The 20,265-nt window shown below is 68.9% G+C and carries 16 protein-coding genes; 8 read left to right on the top strand and 8 right to left on the bottom strand.

Annotation, left to right across the window (positions count from 1 at the left end; genetic code table 11):
• The first annotated feature begins 6 nt into the window (after positions 1–6).
• From A9310_RS15715 to A9310_RS15705, 3 genes are read left to right on the top strand one after another with little or no spacing between them, the layout of a single operon-like run.
• Positions 7–666 (top strand): helix-turn-helix domain-containing protein, encoded by a 660-nt coding sequence (locus A9310_RS15715; RefSeq protein WP_065631433.1) that lies wholly within the window; start codon positions 7–9, stop codon positions 664–666.
• 17 nt (positions 667–683) lie between these two features.
• Positions 684–1,649: a PDR/VanB family oxidoreductase gene (locus tag A9310_RS15710; protein ID WP_065631432.1), complete on the top strand. Its 966-nt coding sequence runs from the start codon at positions 684–686 to the stop codon at positions 1,647–1,649.
• Positions 1,646–2,968: an amidohydrolase family protein gene (locus A9310_RS15705; protein WP_065631431.1), complete on the top strand. Its 1,323-nt coding sequence runs from the start codon at positions 1,646–1,648 to the stop codon at positions 2,966–2,968. Before A9310_RS15710 ends, A9310_RS15705 begins: the two co-directional genes overlap by 4 nt.
• A 29-nt stretch (positions 2,969–2,997) precedes the next feature.
• On the opposite strand, the gene A9310_RS15700 is transcribed toward A9310_RS15705, so the two are convergent.
• Complete coding sequence (locus A9310_RS15700; RefSeq protein WP_065631451.1) at positions 2,998–3,474, bottom strand: cupin domain-containing protein; 477 nt, start codon at positions 3,472–3,474, stop codon at positions 2,998–3,000.
• Between the two features lie 164 nt (positions 3,475–3,638).
• Here A9310_RS15700 and A9310_RS15695 point away from each other — a divergent pair, with 164 nt between their 5' ends.
• Both A9310_RS15695 and A9310_RS15690 read left to right on the top strand, forming a co-directional pair.
• Complete coding sequence (locus A9310_RS15695) at positions 3,639–4,727, top strand: alpha/beta hydrolase family protein (protein WP_065631450.1); 1,089 nt, start codon at positions 3,639–3,641, stop codon at positions 4,725–4,727.
• Between the two features lie 144 nt (positions 4,728–4,871).
• Positions 4,872–9,125 carry an AMP-binding protein gene (locus tag A9310_RS15690; protein ID WP_065631430.1) on the top strand — a complete coding sequence of 1,418 codons (4,254 nt, stop codon included), beginning with the start codon at positions 4,872–4,874 and terminating at the stop codon, positions 9,123–9,125.
• A 78-nt stretch (positions 9,126–9,203) separates the two neighbouring features.
• Here the strand turns inward: A9310_RS15690 and katG are convergent, their stop codons facing one another.
• The 3 genes from katG to A9310_RS15675 form a co-directional block, all read right to left on the bottom strand.
• The gene (gene katG / locus A9310_RS15685) at positions 9,204–11,429 is read right to left on the bottom strand and encodes a catalase/peroxidase HPI (RefSeq protein WP_065631429.1); all 2,226 of its coding nucleotides are present in this window, start codon (positions 11,427–11,429) and stop codon (positions 9,204–9,206) included.
• A gap of 46 nt (positions 11,430–11,475) precedes the next feature.
• Entirely contained in the window at positions 11,476–11,919 is a 444-nt protein-coding gene (locus A9310_RS15680) for a Fur family transcriptional regulator (RefSeq protein WP_065631428.1), read from the bottom strand.
• 193 nt (positions 11,920–12,112) lie between these two features.
• A complete protein-coding gene (locus tag A9310_RS15675) occupies positions 12,113–13,129 on the bottom strand; it encodes a hypothetical protein (protein ID WP_065631427.1) in 1,017 nt (338 codons plus the stop codon).
• 329 nt (positions 13,130–13,458) lie between these two features.
• On the opposite strand from A9310_RS15675, the gene A9310_RS26385 reads away from it, so the two are divergent.
• Together A9310_RS26385 and A9310_RS15670 are read left to right on the top strand one after the other, a co-directional pair.
• A complete protein-coding gene (locus A9310_RS26385) occupies positions 13,459–13,752 on the top strand; it encodes a Mur ligase domain-containing protein (RefSeq protein ID WP_223258837.1) in 294 nt (97 codons plus the stop codon).
• Between the two features lie 9 nt (positions 13,753–13,761).
• Positions 13,762–14,922, top strand: a complete 1,161-nt coding sequence (locus A9310_RS15670) for a Mur ligase family protein (RefSeq protein WP_288812114.1) — start codon at positions 13,762–13,764, stop codon at positions 14,920–14,922.
• An 8-nt stretch (positions 14,923–14,930) separates the two neighbouring features.
• On the opposite strand, the gene A9310_RS15665 is transcribed toward A9310_RS15670, so the two are convergent.
• The 3 genes from A9310_RS15665 to A9310_RS15655 all read right to left on the bottom strand — a co-directional run bounded on the left by A9310_RS15665 (position 14,931) and on the right by A9310_RS15655 (position 17,930).
• Positions 14,931–16,358 (bottom strand): CHAD domain-containing protein, encoded by a 1,428-nt coding sequence (locus A9310_RS15665; protein WP_065631426.1) that lies wholly within the window; start codon positions 16,356–16,358, stop codon positions 14,931–14,933.
• An 89-nt stretch (positions 16,359–16,447) separates the two neighbouring features.
• Positions 16,448–17,344: an MBL fold metallo-hydrolase gene (locus tag A9310_RS15660; protein ID WP_065631425.1), complete on the bottom strand. Its 897-nt coding sequence runs from the start codon at positions 17,342–17,344 to the stop codon at positions 16,448–16,450.
• 31 nt (positions 17,345–17,375) lie between these two features.
• Positions 17,376–17,930 (bottom strand): DUF6328 family protein, encoded by a 555-nt coding sequence (locus A9310_RS15655; RefSeq protein ID WP_065631424.1) that lies wholly within the window; start codon positions 17,928–17,930, stop codon positions 17,376–17,378.
• A 197-nt stretch (positions 17,931–18,127) separates the two neighbouring features.
• Here A9310_RS15655 and A9310_RS15650 point away from each other — a divergent pair, with 197 nt between their 5' ends.
• Positions 18,128–18,904, top strand: coding sequence for a DUF427 domain-containing protein (locus tag A9310_RS15650; RefSeq protein WP_065631423.1), 777 nt, complete (start codon positions 18,128–18,130; stop codon positions 18,902–18,904).
• Between the two features lie 31 nt (positions 18,905–18,935).
• Here the strand turns inward: A9310_RS15650 and A9310_RS15645 are convergent, their stop codons facing one another.
• Positions 18,936–20,255: a TerD family protein gene (locus A9310_RS15645; protein WP_065631422.1), complete on the bottom strand. Its 1,320-nt coding sequence runs from the start codon at positions 20,253–20,255 to the stop codon at positions 18,936–18,938.
• Between the last annotated feature and the right edge of the window lie 10 nt (positions 20,256–20,265).

Genomic DNA, 20,265 nt, shown 5'->3' with positions numbered 1-20,265 from the left:
AGCCACATGGCGCTCGACGAGCCGGACGTCGCGCAGGTGTCGCTGGGTGCCGAGATCCGCCGACGACGTAAGCAGCATGGCCTCACGTTGACGAATCTGGCTGCGCAGGCCGGTATCTCGCATCCGTTCTTGTCGCAGCTCGAGCGCGGATACGCGCGTCCGAGCATGACGACCCTGGAACGGATCGCCAGGGCGCTGGACACCACCCAGGTCAGTCTGATGCTGGCCGCGGACCCTGCGCACGTGGCGGGGGCACCGTCTCCGGCACCCGTCGGGACGCAACTGGTGCGTGCCGGCGAGGGCGCGATCCTTCCGCAGGCCGGCGACAACGCCGGATACGCCCGGTTGCTCGTTCGAGGAGACGCCGCGTTCTTCCCCCAGGAGCAGTTGTTGAACCGGCGGGACTACGGCGAGTACTTCCAGCACGAGCAGGACGAGTGGTTGCATGTCGTCGACGGCGAGGTCGAGGTCGACCTCGGCGACGGAAGTCTCCTCGAATTGCGAAGAGGCGACAGCCTTTACTACGCTGGCGGCATTCCCCACCGGTGGCGGCTCACCGGTTCCGAGGCCGCTCGGCTCGTCGTTGTCCAGGCGTCAACGCAGGTGTCGGAGATCCGCGACGGTGGGGGTGGTTCCCGTGGCTGGGAATACCGGCGGAGATCGTAGTACCCAGGAGATCTCCGATGTCTGTGTCAGCGAACGACCTTCGAGATGGACTGCGTGTCCGCGTGGTGTCACGGCGCCGGCTCGCCCGTCGGGTGGACGAATTCGTCCTCGCGCCGGTCGGTGTCGACGCGCTGCCGTCGTGGACCGCTGGATCGCACGTCGATCTGCACACACCGGGCGGCCCGGTCAGGCAGTACTCGTTGTGTTCCTCACCTGACGACACCAGTACGTACCGGATCGCCGTCGAACGGCGGATCGACAGCCGGGGCGGTTCGGCCTCCGTGCACGACGACATCCAGGTGGGCGGCGAGGTGTGGATCAGCCCGCCGCGCAATCACTTCGCGCTGACACGTGCACTCGGTTATGTGTTCGTGGCCGGTGGTATCGGCATCACCCCCGTCCTCGCCCTCGTCGACGAGGCCCGCCGTACCGGGCGGCCGTGGCGGCTCGTCTACGTCGGACGGTCCCGGGCGGAGATGGCGTTCGTCGACGAGATCGAATCCAGGTACCCCGGGCTGGTCACGATTCACGAGTCGGCCCACTCGGGCCGCCTGGATCTCGGTGGCGTCCTGGCCGGGCTCTCCCGCGGCACCGCCGTGTACACCTGCGGGCCGCCGTCGATGCTGGAAGCCGTTGCGCAAGTGTGTGAGCCGCAACCGGCCGTGGACTCGTTCGCCGAGAAGTTCACGGCCACGACGACGCAGTCCGCGGCTGACGCGGAGTTCGAACTCTCCCTCGCCTTCTCGGGTGTGACGGTGACGGTGCCGCAGGATCGCACCATCCTAGACGTCCTGGACGGACGTGGGGTGGTGGCGCCGTCGTCGTGCCGCGAAGGTGTCTGCGGAACCTGTGAGACGGGGGTGGTCAGCGGCGAGGTGGACCACCGCGACTCGATCCTGTCGCCGGAGGAGCGGTCCGAGAACGAATCCATGATGATCTGCGTGTCGCGGTGTATGAGCGGTCGTCTGGTGCTCGAGCTGTGACCGTCACGGTGCTCACCGGCGCCGTGGCGGTCCTGCGTGACGCGTCGACGGTCACGCGCGATCCGGTCGTGGTCGACGACAGACAGATCGGGGCTGTGGTCGGCGGCCGGGCCGCTGCGGGCGAGATCGTCGACGTCTCGGGGTGCGTCGTCACACCCGGTCTCGTGAACGCGCACCACCATCTGCTGCAGACCGCGTTCCGGTCGCGTCCGGAGAGTCGGTCGGTACCGATGCCGCAGTGGCTCAGCCTGATGGCGCAACGCTATTCATCGGTCGGTGTCGACCCCGAGCTCGTCGCCGCGGCAGCGGCTGCCGGGCTCGCGGAGTCCCTGCTGTGCGGTGTGACCACGGTCGCCGACCATCACCTGACCTGGCCCGGTGGTCAGGACCCGGTCGCGTTGGCCGGAGGGACCATAGATGCCGCCGCACGGGTCGGTGCGCGATTGGTCTTCGTCCGGGGCACTGCTCGCGACGATCCGCAAGCCGCAGCCGCATCGGTCGAGGACATCCACCGAACCCATCTGGGTGCGGGGGCAACCGGCACGAGCGCGGACGGGATGCTTCAGCTGGCCGTCGGCCCGTCCGGCGTGCACAGCGACGGGCCGGAGACCTTCGCGACGCTCGGCGAGGTCGCATCCCGACTCGGCCTGCGTCGTCGTACGCAGGCGAATGAGCAGGTCGATGTGCGGGTCGCCGCGGAACGATATGGGCGGCGTCCCCTCGAGTTGCTCGACGAGTGGGGTTGGCTCGCCGACGACGTCACGCTGGCGCATCTGTGCGAGATCACCGACGACGAAGTGGCTCTGGTCGCGCGATCGKGAGCGTCTGCGACCCACGCGCCCGGGTGCGACGTGCCGATGGGATGGGGCGTCGCGCGGGTTGCGGCGCTCGTGTCCGCGGGTGTGCGGGTGGGACTCGGCACCAGCGGCGGCGGGAGCAACGACGCCGGGCACCTGCTCGCCGATGCCCGCCTGGCCGTTCAGGTCTCGGGATTGATCGGCGAACCCGTCACGGCCCGGGAGGTTCTCGCGATGGCGTCCGAGGGTTCGGCGGCAGGTCTCGGCCGTAGCGAGCTGGGGCACCTCCGGCCCGGTGCCGCCGCCGACCTCTGCGTGTGGGACTGCTCGGATGTCTTCGACGCCGGGGTCACCGACCCGGTCGACGGCCTGCTGTGGGCCGGCCCGGGCCGGCGACCCCGCGACGTCATGGTCGCCGGCCGGTGGGTGGTACGCGACGGAGAACTCGTGACCGCTGATTCACGTTCGCTCGCAGCCGAACTCGGGACACTGCTCGACTGGCGGCAGCGTTCTGCTCCCTGAGCCCGCCCCGCCCCGAGGAGTGCCCGCCGTCAGGAAGTGGCCGTCGCACACGGCGGTGCGGGTGCGTCCTCGGACAGCGGCTTGTTCAGCGGCATCAGGTACAGGACGATCAGCACGACCGGGGTGGTCCCGAGATTTGTTCCCTCGTGGGTGTTCGCCTTGCCCCCGGGTTCGGCGATGATCTCGCCGGTCCGGTACACCACCGGCTTGCAGTCGGAGCCGGGGTGGGTGAGGGTGCCCTGCCGGACCAGTCCGTAGAGCGGGCCGTCGTGATAGTGCCACCCGGTGGTGCCGCCGGGGGCGATGGTGATCTCCCGGACCTCCACGTGTACGCCGTCGGGCACGAAGGGTAGGAGGTCGGCCGGGATGTCCGCCTTGGCCAGGCTGACCGCCGAGATTCCGGACGAGGGCGTGGAATTCGCCGTCCCCGACGACATCGCGAGCGGCGTCAGGAGAGCGGCCGCGGCGGCGAGCGTCGCGACGGCGGTGCGCAGGAGTGGTGTCATCGTCCGACCGTACGTCGGGCCGACCCACCTCATACCCGATTCGTCCGATTCTGTTGTGCAACAGTCCTGGACGATTGACCCGAACGGTCCTGGGTACAGAGCGGTGTGCATACGATGACGGGACCGAGTCGGTGATGATTCGGTACGAACTCGAGGAGCCGCGCATGTCTCGCTTGCCGAACGTCGTGGTCGTCGGCGTCGCTGTCCTGTCCATGGTGATGGGCGTGGCGGGTGTGCTCGTGCCCTCGGCGGGAACCGCGGCGGCGGACACCCTCACCGGTGTCCGATACGCCAAGGCGACGGCCGGCGCGCCATACCGGGAGACCTGGGTGTCGCCCCGCAATCTCGTGGTGTCGGTGTGGTCACGGTCGATGCAGACCCAGGTCCCGTCGCTGGTCCAGACGCCCGCGAACCGGAACCAGGCCGCACCGGTGATGTACCTGCTCAGTGGGTCGTCCGGTGGCGAGGACAACGACGACTGGACGCACGCCACCGACGCCAACGCGTTCTATGCCAACAAGAACGTGTGGACCGTGACCCCGATCGGCGGTGCCGCGAGCTACTACGCTGACTGGCGCCGCGTCGACCCGGCCGCGAACTTCCGGTTCGGCGTGAAGACGTCGCGGCCCCTGCGGTGGGAGACCTTTCTGACCTCGGAGCTGCCCGCCGCCTTCGAGAATGCCCACGGGGGACGATCCGGCCCGGGACGCTCGCGCGGTGTCGCGGGGATCTCGATGGCGGGTACGGCGGTGCTGCGGATCGCCGAGAACCACCCGGGGTTCTACCGGGCGGTGGGCTCCTACTCGGGATGCGCCGACACCGCGTCGCCCACCGGGCAGTTGCTGTTGCGCAACGTGGCGTTCGTCCCCGGACTCGCCGACGCCAGCAACATGTACGGCCCGCCCGGGGACCCGCAGTGGGCAGCCCAGGATCCGGTGATCAACGCCTACAAGTTCGGGCGTCGCACCCCTGCCCTGTGGATCAGTGCGGCGACCGGATTGCCCGGTGCGCACGACAATCTGTCCGACCGGCGGATCGCCGGCAACGTGGGGGAGCTCGCCGAACAGGTCGCGGCCGGTGGATTCGCCGAAGCGACCGCACGATCGTGCACGGTGACGATGGCAAACCGCCTCGCCGCGCTGCGCATCCCGGCCGTCGTCCGGCTCCCGGCGACCGGTACGCATTCCTGGGGGTACTGGGAGGACCAGATGCATGAGTCCTGGCCGATGTTCGCCCGCGCGCTCGGCGCGTGACGCCGCGGGAGATGCACCGCGGACGGCGGTCGTCGTCGACCGCCGGACCTCGCATTTCAGCGTCCGTTCAACTCGGCGCACCTACGGTCGGGGCGTGATCTCCGGGCACGGCTCCACCCGACGAGGCCCAGGGGGCGATCCGCGATGACCGTGACCCGGCGCGGCCTGTGGCTCTCGCAACTGCTGCATCCCGAGGTCTCGCATGTCGTCGCGTTCGGCCTGACCCTGAGCGGCCCGCTCGATGCCGAACGACTCCACCGCACGGCCGGTGCCGTGCTCGACCACGTCGGCTGGTGCGACGTACGTCTGAGTCCTGATCGTTCGCCGGCCGACGGTCATCCGCATCCCCTGCAACCAGCCGGTTCCGGACTGGACCCGGTGGAATGCGTCGACCTGTCCACGTGTGCCGATCCGGCGGCGGCGAGCGACTCGCGCGCCCAGGATTTCCTCGATGACCCCGCCGGTGCCGACCTCGGACTGCCGTTGTTCCGCAGCGAACTGCACGTTCTCGCCCCCGACTCCCACCGGTGGGTCGTGCGGGTGCACCACGTGCTCACCGACGGCGCCGGCGTCCTGCGGGTGATGGCGCACATCGCCGCTGTCTACGCGGGTACGGCGCGCCCGGACGAGTTGCGCCTCGCCGACGACCTCGAACTCGAGGCCGAAGAGGAGAGGTACCGCGATTCGCGACGCCGACAGGCCGACGAACAACACTGGGACCGACGGCTCGACGGCCTCGCGCCGTCCCTGCTGGCCGGTTCCGTCCCGCATTTCACGTCGTCGATCGTGCGCGTCACCGAAACCCTGAGAAGTCCGCGGACCGCATCGTCGGCCGAGTTCGTCACCGCGTTCGCGGGCCTGTGCGCCCGGCTCCTCGACACCCCCGACGTGGGGCTGAGTCTCCCGGTCGCCGCACGTACCTCGGCGGCACGTCTTAGGGCGGTGCAGCCCGTCTCCAACGTCGTGCCGTTGCGCCTCGACGGAATCGGGGACCGCGACGCCGGGCAGGCCCTCGTCGACGTGTCGTCGGCACTGATCGAGGCACTGCGTCACCAGCGCCACCATCGCGAGGACATGCTGCGAAAGCAGCACGGGCTCAGCGGGTTCGGTGCGGTGGTCAACCTCCTGCCGGGCTTCGAACCGCCCGCTGTCGACGGCTTGCACTGGGGACTCGAGGTGATGCGGACCGGACCGATCTCCGACGTCGCGGTGACTCTGCACCCCGCCGATCAGAACGGCCGCCGGGCGGTCACCTGGGAAGCCCCGGCCGCGGTTTTCGGCACCGACGCGCTGGCCACTCTCGCCCGACGCTTCGACCGGCATCTGACCGCCACTCTGCGCGAACTGGACGGGGGCCCCCGGATTCCGGACGATTCGGTGTTCGTCGACGGCGAGTGGGAGCGGTTCCGGTGCCGGAGCGGTCCACCGGCACCGGCCTTCACGCCGACCGTGGGTCACCTGGAGGACCACTGGTCGTCGGATCCGGCGGCCGTGGCGATCATCGACGGTGAGGTGTCGGTGTCCCGGCGCGAGTTCGAGCGCCGGGTGACTCGCGGAACCCGCCTGCTCCTGGAAGCCGGGGTCGGGGCCGGCGACCGGGTGGCGGTGTCCATCGAGCGGTCGGCGACCTCCGTCGTCGCGTTCTGGTCGGTGCTGTGTGCGGGCGGCGTATGGGTGCCGGTCGGCGATCCGTTCGCACCGGACGCGAGAACGAGGGATCTGCTCGATCGCTCCGGCGCCAAGGTCGGATTGTGCGTGCCGGGCGCCCCACGCCCGGGCTCGATCCGGTGGCTCGACCTCGAACACGACGACCCCGGCTCCCCGATCGCCGATCGGTGGCCGGGTTTGGAACGCGGGCCCGACGATGCCGCCTACCTGCTGTTCACGTCGGGTTCCACCGGAACGCCCAAGGGCGTGATCATGCCCCACCGCGGCCTGCCCGCCCTGATCGCGGAGATCCGACAGACGTACGCTCTGACACCCGGGTCACGCATCCTGCACGCGTCGTCCCCGACCTTCGACACCGGGATCGTCGAGATGCTGTGCGGGGTCGTCTGTGGGGCGACCGTTGTCGTCGCGCCCAGGTCGGCACCCGGCGGTGATGCACTGGCACAGCTGATCCGACGGCATCGCGTCAGTCACCTCATCGTCACGCCGTCGGTCCTCGACACCCTGCCCCTGGATCTGGCCGACGATCTGGTGCAGGTGATCATCGGTGGCGAACCGCCGTCGCCGCGGGTGGTCGACCGCTGGTCGGGTCGCGTCCGGCTGCGGAATGCGTACGGACCCACCGAAGCCCGGTGCAGCATCAACATCTCCGCTCCGCTGCTGCCGGGCGAGGCGATCACTGTGGGCCCGCCGATGGTCGGAGTCGACGAGGCGGTCCTGGATCGCCTCGGCCGGCCACAACCTCCCGGGGCGATCGGCACGCTCCACTGTGCGGGACCGCAATTGGCCGACGGCTATCTCGACGATTCGGCGTCCACTGCGGAGGCCTTCGTGCAGAGCACGTTCTCGGCCGAGGAGGGGATGTACCGGACCGGCGACCTGGCCCAGTGGACCGAGGCCGGTGAGATCCGACTGCTCGGACGCCGCGACGGACAGATCACCCTGCGGGGCTTGCGAATCGAACTCGCTGAGATCGACGCTGCGCTCGGACGATGCACCGACGTGCGGAGTTCCGCGACGATTCTGCGCGAGTTGCCATCGGGCCGTACCGCGCTGGTGTCATTCGTCGTGCCGCAGGGCACCGGAACGGATGTCGACGCACCCGGGCTGCGTCGCGCGGTCGCCGGTGTCTTGCCGTCGTACATGGTGCCCGCGCTCGTCATCGGCATCGACGCGCTACCCCGTACCGGCAACGGCAAGCTCGACGTCGGAAAGCTGGCGGACCACCCGCTCCCCGGTCGCCGGTCGGCGCGCGGACCCGTCGGCTCGCACGAGACCCTGCTGGTTCGGGTCGTGGGCGAGGCGCTGGGTACTGATGACGTCGATCTGTTCGCCGGCTTCCTCGAGCAGGGCGGCGACTCCCTGGCGGTCATGCGGGTCGTCGGATCGCTGATCGCGGCAGGACATTCCGAGATCGGGCCCGACGACGTGCTCACCGCGCCCGACCTGGAGACGCTGGCCGAGCGGATGGTCGAGCCGGTCCGCCCGGACGACACCGTACGGCGACCGGCCGCACCGGACGACGATCGTCCGCTCACGTCCGCAGAACGGACGGTCGAACGCGCACCGGGACACCCGCACGGGCAGCTGGTCCGCGTCGGATGGGTTCCACCCGAGACCGGGCGGCCCACCGCTCCCGAATTGCGAGAATTGCTCCGCGCGTTGGCCGATCGGCACCCCGCCCTGCGGTCGAGCTATCCGGACACCCCCGCCGGGCCGGTCCAGCGGGCGCTGGCCGGCGGCGCTGACGCAGCGGTCGATGTTGCCGTGCAGGTGGTTTCGGACCCAGACCCGAACCCGGGACGCCAGAGCCTACGCGCACACGCCGAACAGATGTCGGCGTCGCTCGATGTCCGGGTCGCGCCGCCGTTCTGCGTGCGGATCCTGGCGGATGCCGACGGCGGTGTGATGGCCGCGGTCGCGGTGTTCCATCACATCGCGGTCGACGGGCACTCGCTCGGAACGCTGGCCCGGGAGGCGGACCTGCTCGCCCGCGGAGTGAATGTCCCTGCGGTGCAACCCATCTCGCCGCACGCACCACGCACTGACGACGACATGGACGGCCGGTCGTGGCACCAACTGCTCGGTGAGTCGCCCGCGGGGTCCTTCACCCTGGACGGGTTGGACCCCGTCTCCTGCGCGCAGTCCACGGCGGTTCGTCGCCGGGCTCTCGTCGACGCCGACGTCTACGCACGGTTCCGTGCCGGTGCGTCCGAGCAGGGCATGACCCCGTTCGAGGCATTCGGGAGATCGGTGTCTGAGGCGCTCGCGCGACTGACCGGACAAGACCGGGTGATGGCGGCCACCGCGGCGTCGACGCGGCCGGCGGGCGCCGAGGACACCGTGGGCGACTTCGTCGTCGCTGCGGTCACACCGCTCGACGCCCGCGAGGATGTCCGCGGCTCGGTCGAGCGCACCCGTCGGTGCATCGCCGCGGCGACCGGGCCGATGGAGGACGTGCTGGACGTACTGGGCCGGCCGGTCGTCGACGGGCGCCTCTTCCCGGTGCCGGTGCTGCTCGGCTGGACCCCGACGATCACCGGGCCGAGCGTGGGCGGTCACCTGTACGTGTTCCCACCGCGGACCACGCGATGGATGCTGCAGATCGAGGGCTCGCCGACCGCACAGGGGGAGCTGCAGGTCCTGGTGACCGGCGCGGCCTCCGCGCTCACGGGGCCCCGTGTCGAGCAGGTGCTCGCCGAGGTCGTCGCGTGCCTGCGGGAACGGTGATTCGAGAACCTCACCGGCAGAGCAGAACACCCCGCGGGCGAGGTGCCCGCGGGGTGTTCTCGATCGTGAGATGACGGATCAGGCCAGATCGAACCGATCGTTGTTCGAGACCTTCACCCACGCCTTGACGAAGTCGTTGACGAAACGCTCCGCCGAGTCGTCCTGCGCGTAGACCTCGGAGAGCGCGCGCAGCTGCGAGTGCGAGCCGAACACGAGGTCGGCAGCCGTTGCCGTCCACTTCTTCTCGCCGGTGGCGCGGTCGGTTCCCTCGTAGACGTTCTCGTCGGAACCGCTCTTCCACTCGGTGTTCATGTCGATGATGTTGCGGAAGAAGTCCGTCGACAGGACGCCGGGCCGGTCGGTGAACACGCCGTGCTTGCTGCCACCGTAATTGGTGTCGAGCACGCGGAGACCACCGACGAGGACGGTCAGCTCCGGCGCGGTGAGGTCCAGCATGTAGGCACGGTCGAGGAGCAGCGACTCCAGCGGAGTCTTCTCGCCGTCCTTGCTGAAGTTGCGGAACCCGTCGGCGCGCGGTTCGAGGACCTCGAATGAGTCGACGTCGGTGCTCTCCTGCGAGGCGTCCGTACGGCCGGGGGTGAACGGCACGGTGACCGGGAAACCGGCTGCCTCGGCGGCCCTCTCGATCGCCGCCGCACCGCCGAGGATGATGATGTCGGCGAGCGAGACCTTCTTGCCGCCCGATGCCGAGTCGTTGAAGTCCTTCTGGACCTGCTCGAGTACCGGCAGCACCTTGGCGAGCTCGCCGGGCTCGTTGATCTCCCAGTTCTTCTGCGGCTCGAGACGGATGCGGGCGCCGTTGGCACCGCCCCGCTTGTCGGTGCTGCGGAAGCTGGCCGCCGACGCCCAGGCCGTCTTGATGAGCTGCGTCGGGGACAGCGCGTCGAGCAACGTGCCCTTGAGAGAGGTGATGTCGTCGGCGTCGATCAGTTCGTGATCGACCGCGGGCACCGGGTCCTGCCAGATCTGCGGCTCGGGAACCCACGGGCCGAGGTAACGGCTGACCGGACCCATGTCGCGGTGCAGCAGCTTGTACCACGCCTTGGCGAAGGCCTCGGCGAGCTCCTCGGGATGGTCGAGCCACCGACGGGTGATGTCGGCGTAGATGGGGGACTCGCGCAGGGCGACGTCGGTCACCAGCATGGTGGGCGCGCGACCGGGACCGCCGAACGGATCGGGGATCGTGCCTGCTCCCGCACCGTCTTTCGCGACGTACTGCCAGGCCCCCGCGGGGCTCTTGGTGAGCTCCCATTCGTAACCGTAGAGGTTCTGGAGAAATCCGTTGCCCCACTGGGTCGGGGTGGAGGTCCAGACGACCTCGAGACCACTGGTGATCGTGTCCTCGGCCTTGCCCTTGCCGTAGCCCGACTTCCAGCCCAGGCCCTGCTGGTCGATCGGGGCGCCCTCGGGCTCGGGTCCGATCAGGTCGGCGTCGCCGGCGCCGTGGGTCTTGCCGAAGCTGTGGCCGCCGATGATGAGTGCCGCGGTCTCCTCATCGTTCATCGCCATGCGACCGAAGGTCTCGCGGATGTCCTCGGCGGCGGCGATCGGGTCCGGCTTGCCTTCGGGGCCTTCGGGATTGACGTAGATGAGACCCATCGTGGTGGCGCCGAGGGGCTGGGCGAGCTCACGTTCGCCGGAGTAGCGCTTGTCGGTGCCGAGCCAGGCGTCCTCCGGGCCCCAGAACACCTCCTCGGGCTCCCAGATGTCCTCGCGGCCGAAGCCGAAGCCGAAGGTCTTGAAGCCCATGGACTCCAGTGCGACGTTGCCGGCGAACACCAGCAGGTCGGCCCAGGACAGCTTGGTGCCGTACTTCTGCTTGATGGGCCAGAGCAGACGACGCGCCTTGTCCAGGTTGGCGTTGTCCGGCCAGCTGTTCAGCGGGGCGAACCGCTGTGCACCCTGACCGCCGCCGCCGCGGCCGTCGAAGATGCGGTAGGTACCGGCGGCGTGCCAGCTCATACGGATGAACAGGCCACCGTAGTGGCCGTAGTCGGCGGGCCACCAGTCCTGGGACGTGGTCATCAGCGAGACCAGGTCGGCCTTCAGGGCCTCGACGTCGAGCTTCTCGAATTCCGTTGCGTAGTCGAAGTCCTCGCCGAGCGGGTTGGACAGCGAGGAATGGGCGTGCAGGATCGAGAGGTCGATCTGCTCGGGCCACCAGTCCTTGTTGGTCAGCGGCGCATGCGCTTTCGGCTTCGGCGAGGGGATCGCCGGGTTCTCGCTCTCGCTGGCACTTGCGGTGTCGGCGTCGGAGTTGGGCGGGCGGCTGTCGGAGGTCACGACATTCCTTTCGAGGGGACTGACAGGCTGCGATCACGGGAGGTGATCAGGTCGGGGCCTTGCTGAGGCAATCGGGGCACAGGCCCCAGAAGATGACCTCGGCCTCGTCGATTGCGAAACCGTGGTCTTCCGAGGGGGTCAGGCATGGGGCTTCCCCGATTGCACAATCCACGTCGGCGATGACACCGCAGGCGCGGCAGACGACGTGGTGGTGATTGTCTCCGGTGCGAAACTCGTAGCGCGACACCGAACCCGAGGGTTGGATGCGGCGGATGAGCCCGCGCTCGGTCAGGGCGTGCAGCACATCGTAGACGGCCTGACGTGAGACGGTGGGCAGGGTTTCGCGTACCGCGTGATAGATGGTGTCCGTGTCGGCATGCGGGTGCTTGTCGACGGCGGCCATCACCGTCACCCGAGGCTGGGTGACACGAAGATCTGCGGCCCGGAGTTGCTGGGCATGGTCCGATGTCGATGCCACGTCCCCCACCATAGGGGCGTGACCGCCACTTCGCACGGTTTTTCTGGATCTGATCCAAATTCGTGCAGAGGTGGGTGGGGCCGACGCCAGTTGTCGTGTGTCGTTGCGTCTGGCGCCACGTTTCGCGACATCTGCAGATGCTTCCGACAGGCCGACGGCCGCCATCAGGTCGATGGCGGCCGTCGGGGTCGGTCGGTTCGGCAGATCAGCTGTCGATGCCGACCAGGTCCTTGGCGATCTCGGCGAAGCGGATCTCGACCGCGGAGACCACGCGCTGGCGGTTCTTGTGCGCCTCCTCGTAGGCGAGGGTGACCCGCAGGTCGGCCGGCTTGGTCAACTCCTTGACCGCGGCCACCGCGTCGGTGACGTTGAGATCGACGTAGCCCTCGATCGGGAGGTCTTCCGCCTCAACGGTTCCGGTGATCTCGCGGAGCTGGTGGAGCGCGTCGGCGGCACCCTCGGCACCGCTGTCGCGAGCACTGTCCTCGACTGCCTCGAGGGCGGCGTCACGGCCGGCGGCCACGGTCTTCGAGACCGCGGCACCGGCGTTGCTGACGGCGTCACCGGCTCGCGAGGCGGTCTCGGTCGCGTCGTCGACTGCTCGTCCGAACCGGCTGCGCAGGGTCTCCACGGGGTCGGGGAGCTGGCGGGCGAACTCGGCGGTGCGGTCGATCGCCCACGATGCGCCGAGCGCCGGGGCGGTCAAGGCGCGCGCGGCGAGGCCGCTCGCCCACTGCGACGGGCCGCGACGCAGGGCGGCCGGGCCGCCGAGAGCCTCTTCGGCGAGAACCGTCGTGAGCCAGTGGACGGTCGCCGTGTGGGCGTCGATGAGCTTGTCGGCCAGGCCGACGAGTGCTTGGTCATCCTGACCGGTGGCCAGTGCCTTCAGGTACGTGGCGCGTGCCACGAGCCGCTGCTCTAGTGCGAGGTCGTCGAGCAGGGCCTCGTCCAGCGGTTGGGTCTGCTCGGCCAGCGTCTTGGCGACGGCACCGACACGGCCGAGTACCGGCCGGACGACATCGACGAGTCCGCCGCGGTCACGCAGGGCGGTCTCGATGGTGAGTGCGCGCTCGCGGGCGTTCTCGGCGTTCTGGGCCAGTTCCTTGCGGATCGCATCGGTACGGGCCTGGGCCTGCCGGGTCTCGGCGATCTGGATCTCGGTGTGCGTCAATGCGAGGATCGCGCGAAGTTGCTGGTGAACGGTGGTGGTGGAAACGGTCATCGGTTCTTGCTCCCCTCTTGAACGGGTTGGATCGGCTACACCCCGAGTGTTGCCACGACGAGGGCAGATGTAACACCCCGGTGTGAATCAACCAGTCGCGCCGACTCGAACACGTTGAGCCACAGCGGGTTCTACAGATTGTGAGCCGCGTCACAGCGGCCAATGCGGGCGTGCGCTATGACCGTTTGCCGAGATTTGTGTGGTATCGGGCCTGCGTCGGGCCGGCCGGACCGTACGTCGAGGTTTGGATTCGCCCTCGCCACGGGTACCTCGCGGCGATGGACCCGGAGCGGAGTGTTCGCCAGGCGGACCCCGACCTGGGATCCGGAGTGACGGTCGCGCAGATCGCCGACCACCTCGACACCGCCATCCTCGGCGACCTCACAGCCGGGTCGACGGTGGTCCGCGACATCGACGACGATTCCCGTACGATCCGTCCCGGAGACGCGTACCTGGCCATCCCGGGCCGCCGCTGGCACGGACTCGACTTCGAGCGCGACGTGGCCGCGGCCGGTGCCGTCCTCGTGATCAGCGACCGCCCGTCGTCGGTCCTGCCTTCTCTGGTCGTCGACGAACCTCGCCGCATCATGGGGCCGCTGACCTCGTGGTTCCACGGTGAATAGTCACGTGATCTGCGGATCTTCGGTGTCACCGGCACGAACGGCAAGACCAGCACGACCCACTTCGTCGATGCGGCCCTCGCGGCGACCGGGGAGGCGGGCGGGCTCATCTCCGGTGCGCGGGTCCGGGGCCCCGGGTACGACGTCGTCCCCGCCCGCACGACGCCGGAGGCGCCCATGCTGCAGCGGACCCTGGCGACCTTCCGACGCCACGGCGTCACCTGCTGCGCGATGGAGGTCTCCTCGCATGCGATCGATCAGGGAAGGGTCGACGGCACCGCATTCCGCGTGATGGCGTTCACCAACCTGTCCGACGACCATCTCGACTATCACGAGTCGATGGAGGGCTACTTCGCGACCAAGGCCGCGATGTTCACACCGGAGCGGACGCAGATCGCGGTGGTCGACATCGACGACCACTGGGGTGTGCGTCTGGCTGCCGGGACCACGACGGAGACCTGGACGTGCTCGACTCGACGCACGGACGCCGACGTCGTCGCCACCGATATCCGGGCCGGGCGTCTCGGCGCCGAGTTCACCGTCCACACGCCACACGGGCGATCCCGGGTCGGGCTGCAGGTGTTGGGGCCTCACCAGGTCGGCAACGCTCTACTGGCGCTCACCGCCGTGGTGGCAGACGGCGTCGACCTCGCCGCTGCGGCCGAGGGCGTCTCCTCGGTGACCGGCATCGCCGGACGGTGCGAACCCGTGCATGCCGGACAGCCGTATCGCGCGATCGTGGACTACATGCACAACACGGCGGGACAACACGCGATGTTCCCCTACCTGAGGTCGTTGACGGAGGACGGTCGGCTCATCGCCGTGGTCGGGGCAACCGGCGGACGCGATCCAGGGAAACGAGAACCACTGGGACAGGTCGCGGCGCGTTACGCGGACGTCGTGATCGTCACCGACGAGAGCCCCGAGGACGAGGACTCCGGCGAGATCAGGGCCAGTGTGCTGCGCGGCGCGCACCGGGAGGCGTCGGCGGTCGTCATCGAGGAACCCGACCGGCGGAGCGCATTCTCGACGGCCACGTCCATGGCCGGTGACCGCGACGTGGTCGTGGTCACCGGCCGGGGCAGCGACACCTTCCGCAGGTACGGGACCGAGACGTCGTTCTTCGACGATCACACCGAGTTACGGCGCGCGATCCTCGACACGTCGAGCTGAACGGGCGATCACTTCTTTCCGGACAGAACGGCGTCGCGGGCCGCGGCGGCCGCGTGGAGCTCGCGCTGATACAGGATGCCGTAGGTGAAACCGTTCTCTCCCTTGCGGATTCCCGCGGCGGCGCCCAGTTCCCGCAGGGCGCGGGCGGCAACGGCGGCATCCTGGTGTTCCCCCAGGACGGTCTGGATCTTCTTGTAGCGCTTGGCCTGCGCACGACCGATCGACCCGACGACGGGCGTGGCCAGCTCACCGGCGTAACGGGCGCGCTTGGCCGCCTTGCGCGCCCGATGCAGATCCTCCTCGTGCCCGGAGGCGAGGGCTTGCTTCAACCGCTTGTCCGCCTTGCGCGCCGCGCGGGTGGCGATCTGACGGACCTGCTTCTTCGAGATCTGGTCATCGACGAGCGGGACTGCCTCGTTCCAGGTCGTGAGGGTCGACAGCAGCCGGCGATACCGGTCCGATGTCATCTCGGCGGCGACGTTCTCGCGATGGTGGTGCTGCTGAGCGGAGAGTTCCTCCTCGATCCGCGCCGCAACCGGTCCGAGCACGAGCTCGTCGGGCAGTTCGGCGAGGGCGGTGGCGAATCGTGCGCGCAGGACCTCCCGGTCGCGCACCTCGCCGAGAACCCCTGCGAACCACCGCAGTTCGTCGTCGAGTCTCACGAGGCCGCTCGGCTCGAACAGCGGTGCCGCGGTCCGCAGCGTGCTCCGGAGACGGCGGATGGCGACGCGAACGCCGTGCACCGGGTTCTCACCGCGACGCAGCGCGACATCGCCGGCGAAGATGGTCGCGATCTGCTCGTGGACGTAGTCCAGTGCGGCGGCAGCGGCCGGCGACGCCGATCCGGCTCGGTGCGGTGCCTCGTGACCGATGGCGCGCTCGTACGTCGACGACGCCGACGCCGGACGCGCGCCGGCCCCGACCATCCGTTTGCGTACACCCTTGGGCACCGCATCCTTCGACGCGGAGCGCACCGCGACCTCGCGCCAGGACGTGGCGGTGGCGACCGGGCCGGTGGCGGTGGCGGAGACGGTGTCGTCGATCACCTCGTAGTCGGTCTCACCGTTCGCGTCGAGATGGCGGTGGCGGGTTCGGTGCGTGTGGACGATCGCCGCGACGCGAAGCGGTTTGCCGCCGCTCAGCCCCCAGAGGGCATCGGCAATCGTCGGCGGGACGGCCGTCGAGGGGGCGTCGATTCGTTCGGTGATGGCCTCAGCGGGGGAGGGGGTGACGACCCGCCAGCCGGCCGGACGCTCGTCCCCGTCGACGTAGACGACCGTGGTGCCGTGCGCGAGGAGGTCCCGGTCCTCGGTGTCGTAGTACGTGTCGCTGAAATCCGTCGACGTGATCTCGACGTCGCCGGGGTCTCCGAGGTCGGGGATGGCGCTGTCCAGACCGAAATCCCAGGTGTCTGCGCGGGTGGTGTCGGTGTGCACTACTCGCTCCTCACTCTCGCTGTGTCGCTGACACACCGAGGGTGTCCGAACCGGACATTCGGTAAACGTCGCGGAGCGGGACGACCGCCCTACGAGCGGTGGTAGACGCCGTCCTCGGAACGCGTGACCTGGCCGTGGCGCACGAGCCGTTCGAGGTGGAGTTCGGCTGTCCGTTTCTCCACCGCGTCGACGAAGGGCAGCTGGACATGCGGGCGATACACCAGCCGCTCGGTGGCGATCCCCTCGACCGTGAGTGGGCGGCGCAGCAACTCCAGCAGGCGTTCCTCGCGTCGATGGATGACGGCCTCGTAGTCGGCGAGACGTGATCGGAATTCGTCGGCGCCGGTGACCACGCCCTTCTGATGGAAGGTGCCGTACCAGCGGGCATCGATGTCGCGTACTCGCGCAATCGACGCGAGATAGTCGTCTACGCTGCTCCCCAGGTCGCCGTACATCGGTCCGAACGAGGTGAGGTCGATGTCGGCGAGATAGAGAAAGCCCGTGGGTTCGACGAGGATGCCGGAATGCCCGGCGGTGTGCCCGGGCAGGTGGACGACCGTCGCGGTGACCCCGCCGAGTTCGAAGGCGTGTCCGTCCTCGACCCCGGCGGCCTCGGGGAAGCCGGACGTCAACCGGAAGGTGTCGCCGATCTGGGCGTCGACGCCGGCCCTCTCCTCGTCGGTCAGTCCGTAGTKGTCGAGAAGGACCTGCAGGGATCGCACGCCATCGACGTCGGCGTGATGGGCGAACTTGTCCGCGGAGAAGTACCGGAGGCCAGCGATGTGGTCCTCGTGTGCGTGACTGATCATCACCGCGTCGGGTTGCACCGGGTCGTGGTCGACCTCGAGGGAGGGGTCGATCACCAGGGTCCCGGCGGAGCCGCGGACCACGACCGTGTTGCCGTAGGGAAACGCACCGCCATGTGACGACGCGAGCACGGTCACCTCGTCATAGCGGTTCTCGATGAAACTCGGTGCGCGGTTCACGTCGCCTGCGTACCCCGGCGGCGGAACGCTGTCAACGGCGGGGGTCGTCGACGGAGTCATCCCGCGCGCCGGTCACTGCGCGGAGCCACAGCGGCACGATCAGCCACACGAGGGAGAACGTCACGAGGGTGACGATGCCCGCGATCGCCGACGGAACCGGTCCGGCGGTCGCTCCGAAGACGACGGTGACCGCACCGGACAGCGCCAGGCCGAGCAGGGTGAGGCCGGCGAAAGCCAGGTAATGCGCGTAGGTGACGATCAGCGCGAGCTGGTGCTGACGGAACAGGGCCCGGTGCAGCGCCACGGGCGCCGCCAGGAGGATCGCGGCGCCCACGGCACACGACACCGTGATCAGGTAGATCACTCGCAACGTGCCGCCGAGCTCTTCGAAACCGTCATGGAAGGGCAGCGTGAGTAGGAATCCGGTGAGGATCTGCACGCCGGTCTGCACGACCCGCAGCTCTTGCAGCAGCGAATTCCAGTTGCGATCCAGGCGTTGGGTTTCCGTTTCGTCGCGCTGGGCGTGATTCCACGCGGCGTCGCCGGACCCGGGTCTGGTGGGGTCGAGGTCCGACGGGCTGGTCATCTGCTCATCGTCGCACCACGGGGTTTCGTCGAGCGGTGCCTTCGCGTCTCGAAGCGGTTACTGCGCCGGGGCGGGTTCCCGCCGTCGTCACCAGATGTCCGCCCACGACGGAGCCGAACGGTTGACCGATCACGACCGGCGATGCAAAAGCCCGATGTGGCCTGGCGCGCGCGACGTAACCGGAGGACGATCGGACCATGGCCACGTCGATGGATGAGTTCACGATGTCCCAGCTGGGATCACTGCGCTGGGCGGACATGCGGCGACGGGTGCGCGCGCTGGTCGACGGAGAAGTCGTCGTCGACTCGACGAGGGCCATCCAGGTCTGGGAGCCCTACCGGGTCGTCGGATGCTATGCGGTGCCCGTCTCCGATGTCGTTGCGCCGCTGAGCGATGCACAGACAGTCGACGCCGCCGACGACCACGGACCGATCCTGACACCGGTCGACCCCTTCGCAGTGCACACTACGCCCGGTACGACCTTCGACCTCGTGGCCGGCGGACGGACGCTGGCCGGCGCCGCGTTCCGTCCGGACGATGCCGATCTCGCCGGCCACGTCCTGCTGGACTGGTCGGGCTTCGACGAGTGGCGCGAAGAGGAACAGACGGCGGTCGGTCATCCGCACGATCCGTTCCAGCGCATCGACTGCCTCGACACCGGCAGACATGTGGTGGTGACGGTGGGAGGATCGGTCCTGGCGGACAGCCGACGCCCGACCCTGCTGCTCGAAACCCACCTGCCGCCCCGACACTATCTGCCGCGCGAGGACGTCCGTACGGATCTGCTCGTGCCGTCGGACACGGTCACGGTCTGCGCGTACAAGGGCGAGGCAACCTACTGGTCGGCGGTCGTCGGCGACGAGGTCATCCCTGATGTGGCATGGACCTACACCGATCCGCTCACCGACGCCGAGCCCGTCCGGGACCTCATCTGCTTCTACGACGAGCGGGTCGATCTGACCGTCGAAAGGTGAACAGCCGAAACCGAATCGGTCCTCTCGACGGTCAGAGTTCACCGTCGTAGCGGTCCAGACCGGACCCGCTGTTCTTCTTGCTGCGTCCGGTCGGCGCCTCCTTGGCGCTGCGCACCCACTTCCCGGTGCGGTCGAGCGTGGGCATCCGCTCGGAGAAGAACTTGCTGTAGCGGGTCGTTCCGTCGACCTTCAACACACCGTCCTGCACGTCGATGTGTGCGACCGTCGCCCAGAACGAGTTCTTGCCGTTGCCGACATGGATGAGGATCTCGTCGCTGTCCGGCCCGGGCAGACCGTCCTTGCCCGGTCTGCCGTATCGAATCGCCACTCTGGGCCTGCCGAACTTGTCGATCGCGCCGGCTCCGTTGTCGACGGATTGGTAGACGTTGACGAGGAGATCGCCGTTCTCCTTCGGCAGGACCGTGACCTGCTCGACGGCGGGCTTGTTGCCTCGCCCTGGACCGCGGCTGTCCCCGTGGTGCTCGATGAAGGGCCAACTCCGCAAATCGCCGCGATGCGCCTTCTCGCCACTGATGACCACGTACCGATGAGCGACCTCGTCACGGCAGAAGAAGTACACGTCGAGGTCACCCTTGCCGTACTTCGTCACCCGACCGTCGGCCCCGTACTCCGCGCCCCGTCCGTCCCACTCGAGGCCCACGGTGAGAACCCAGTCCGACGACCCTTTGCGCAGGTCGATCGACGCGGTCTTGTCGCGGGAGTCCTTCGTGATGGAGACCTTGACCTTCGAAAGATTGGCCGGCGGTGCTGCCGAAACCTCCTGCGGCGACTCCGGAACCTGCTGCGGCACAGCGTTCACCGGGGCGCCGGTTGTTGAAGCGGTGGTCTCGGGCGGTTGTTCCGGTGCGTCGTCGACGGTGATCCCGAAGTCGGTGGCGAATGCCGCCAGCCCCTGGCTGTAGCCCTGCCCGATCGCGTCGAGCTTCCACTGTCCGTTCCGGCGGTAGAACCCCACCAGCTGCAGGACGGTCTCGGTTCCGGGATCCGGTGGCGTGAACGTCCACGTGCCCGAACCCGAGATGGTCGCCGTCAGCGAGCCGATCTGCTCGAATGTCTTGTGCTGCGCCTCGGTACTCGCCGCGACGACGATCCGTTCGACGTCGGCGGGCACCGACGTCAGGTCGACTGCACACGAACTCGGCCCTCGGAGCCGGACTCCGGAGGAACTCGGGTTGTTGAAGAAGATCAGGTCGTCGTCGGTGCGGACCTTGTCGGCGGCCGTCAGGAGCACGGCGATGAGATCGACGTCGCCGGGCCACGCGCTCGCGATCTCGACGAGGTGCGCGGTCGTACTCAGGGTGGTCTTGGAGCCCTTCGTGAGCTCGTGCACAACTACTCCT

Origin of the sequence: Gordonia sp. UCD-TK1 (assembly GCF_001691435.1) — a bacterium.
GTDB classification, from domain to species: domain Bacteria; phylum Actinomycetota; class Actinomycetes; order Mycobacteriales; family Mycobacteriaceae; genus Gordonia; species Gordonia hongkongensis.
This window is presented reverse-complemented; position numbering and strand designations above follow the sequence as displayed.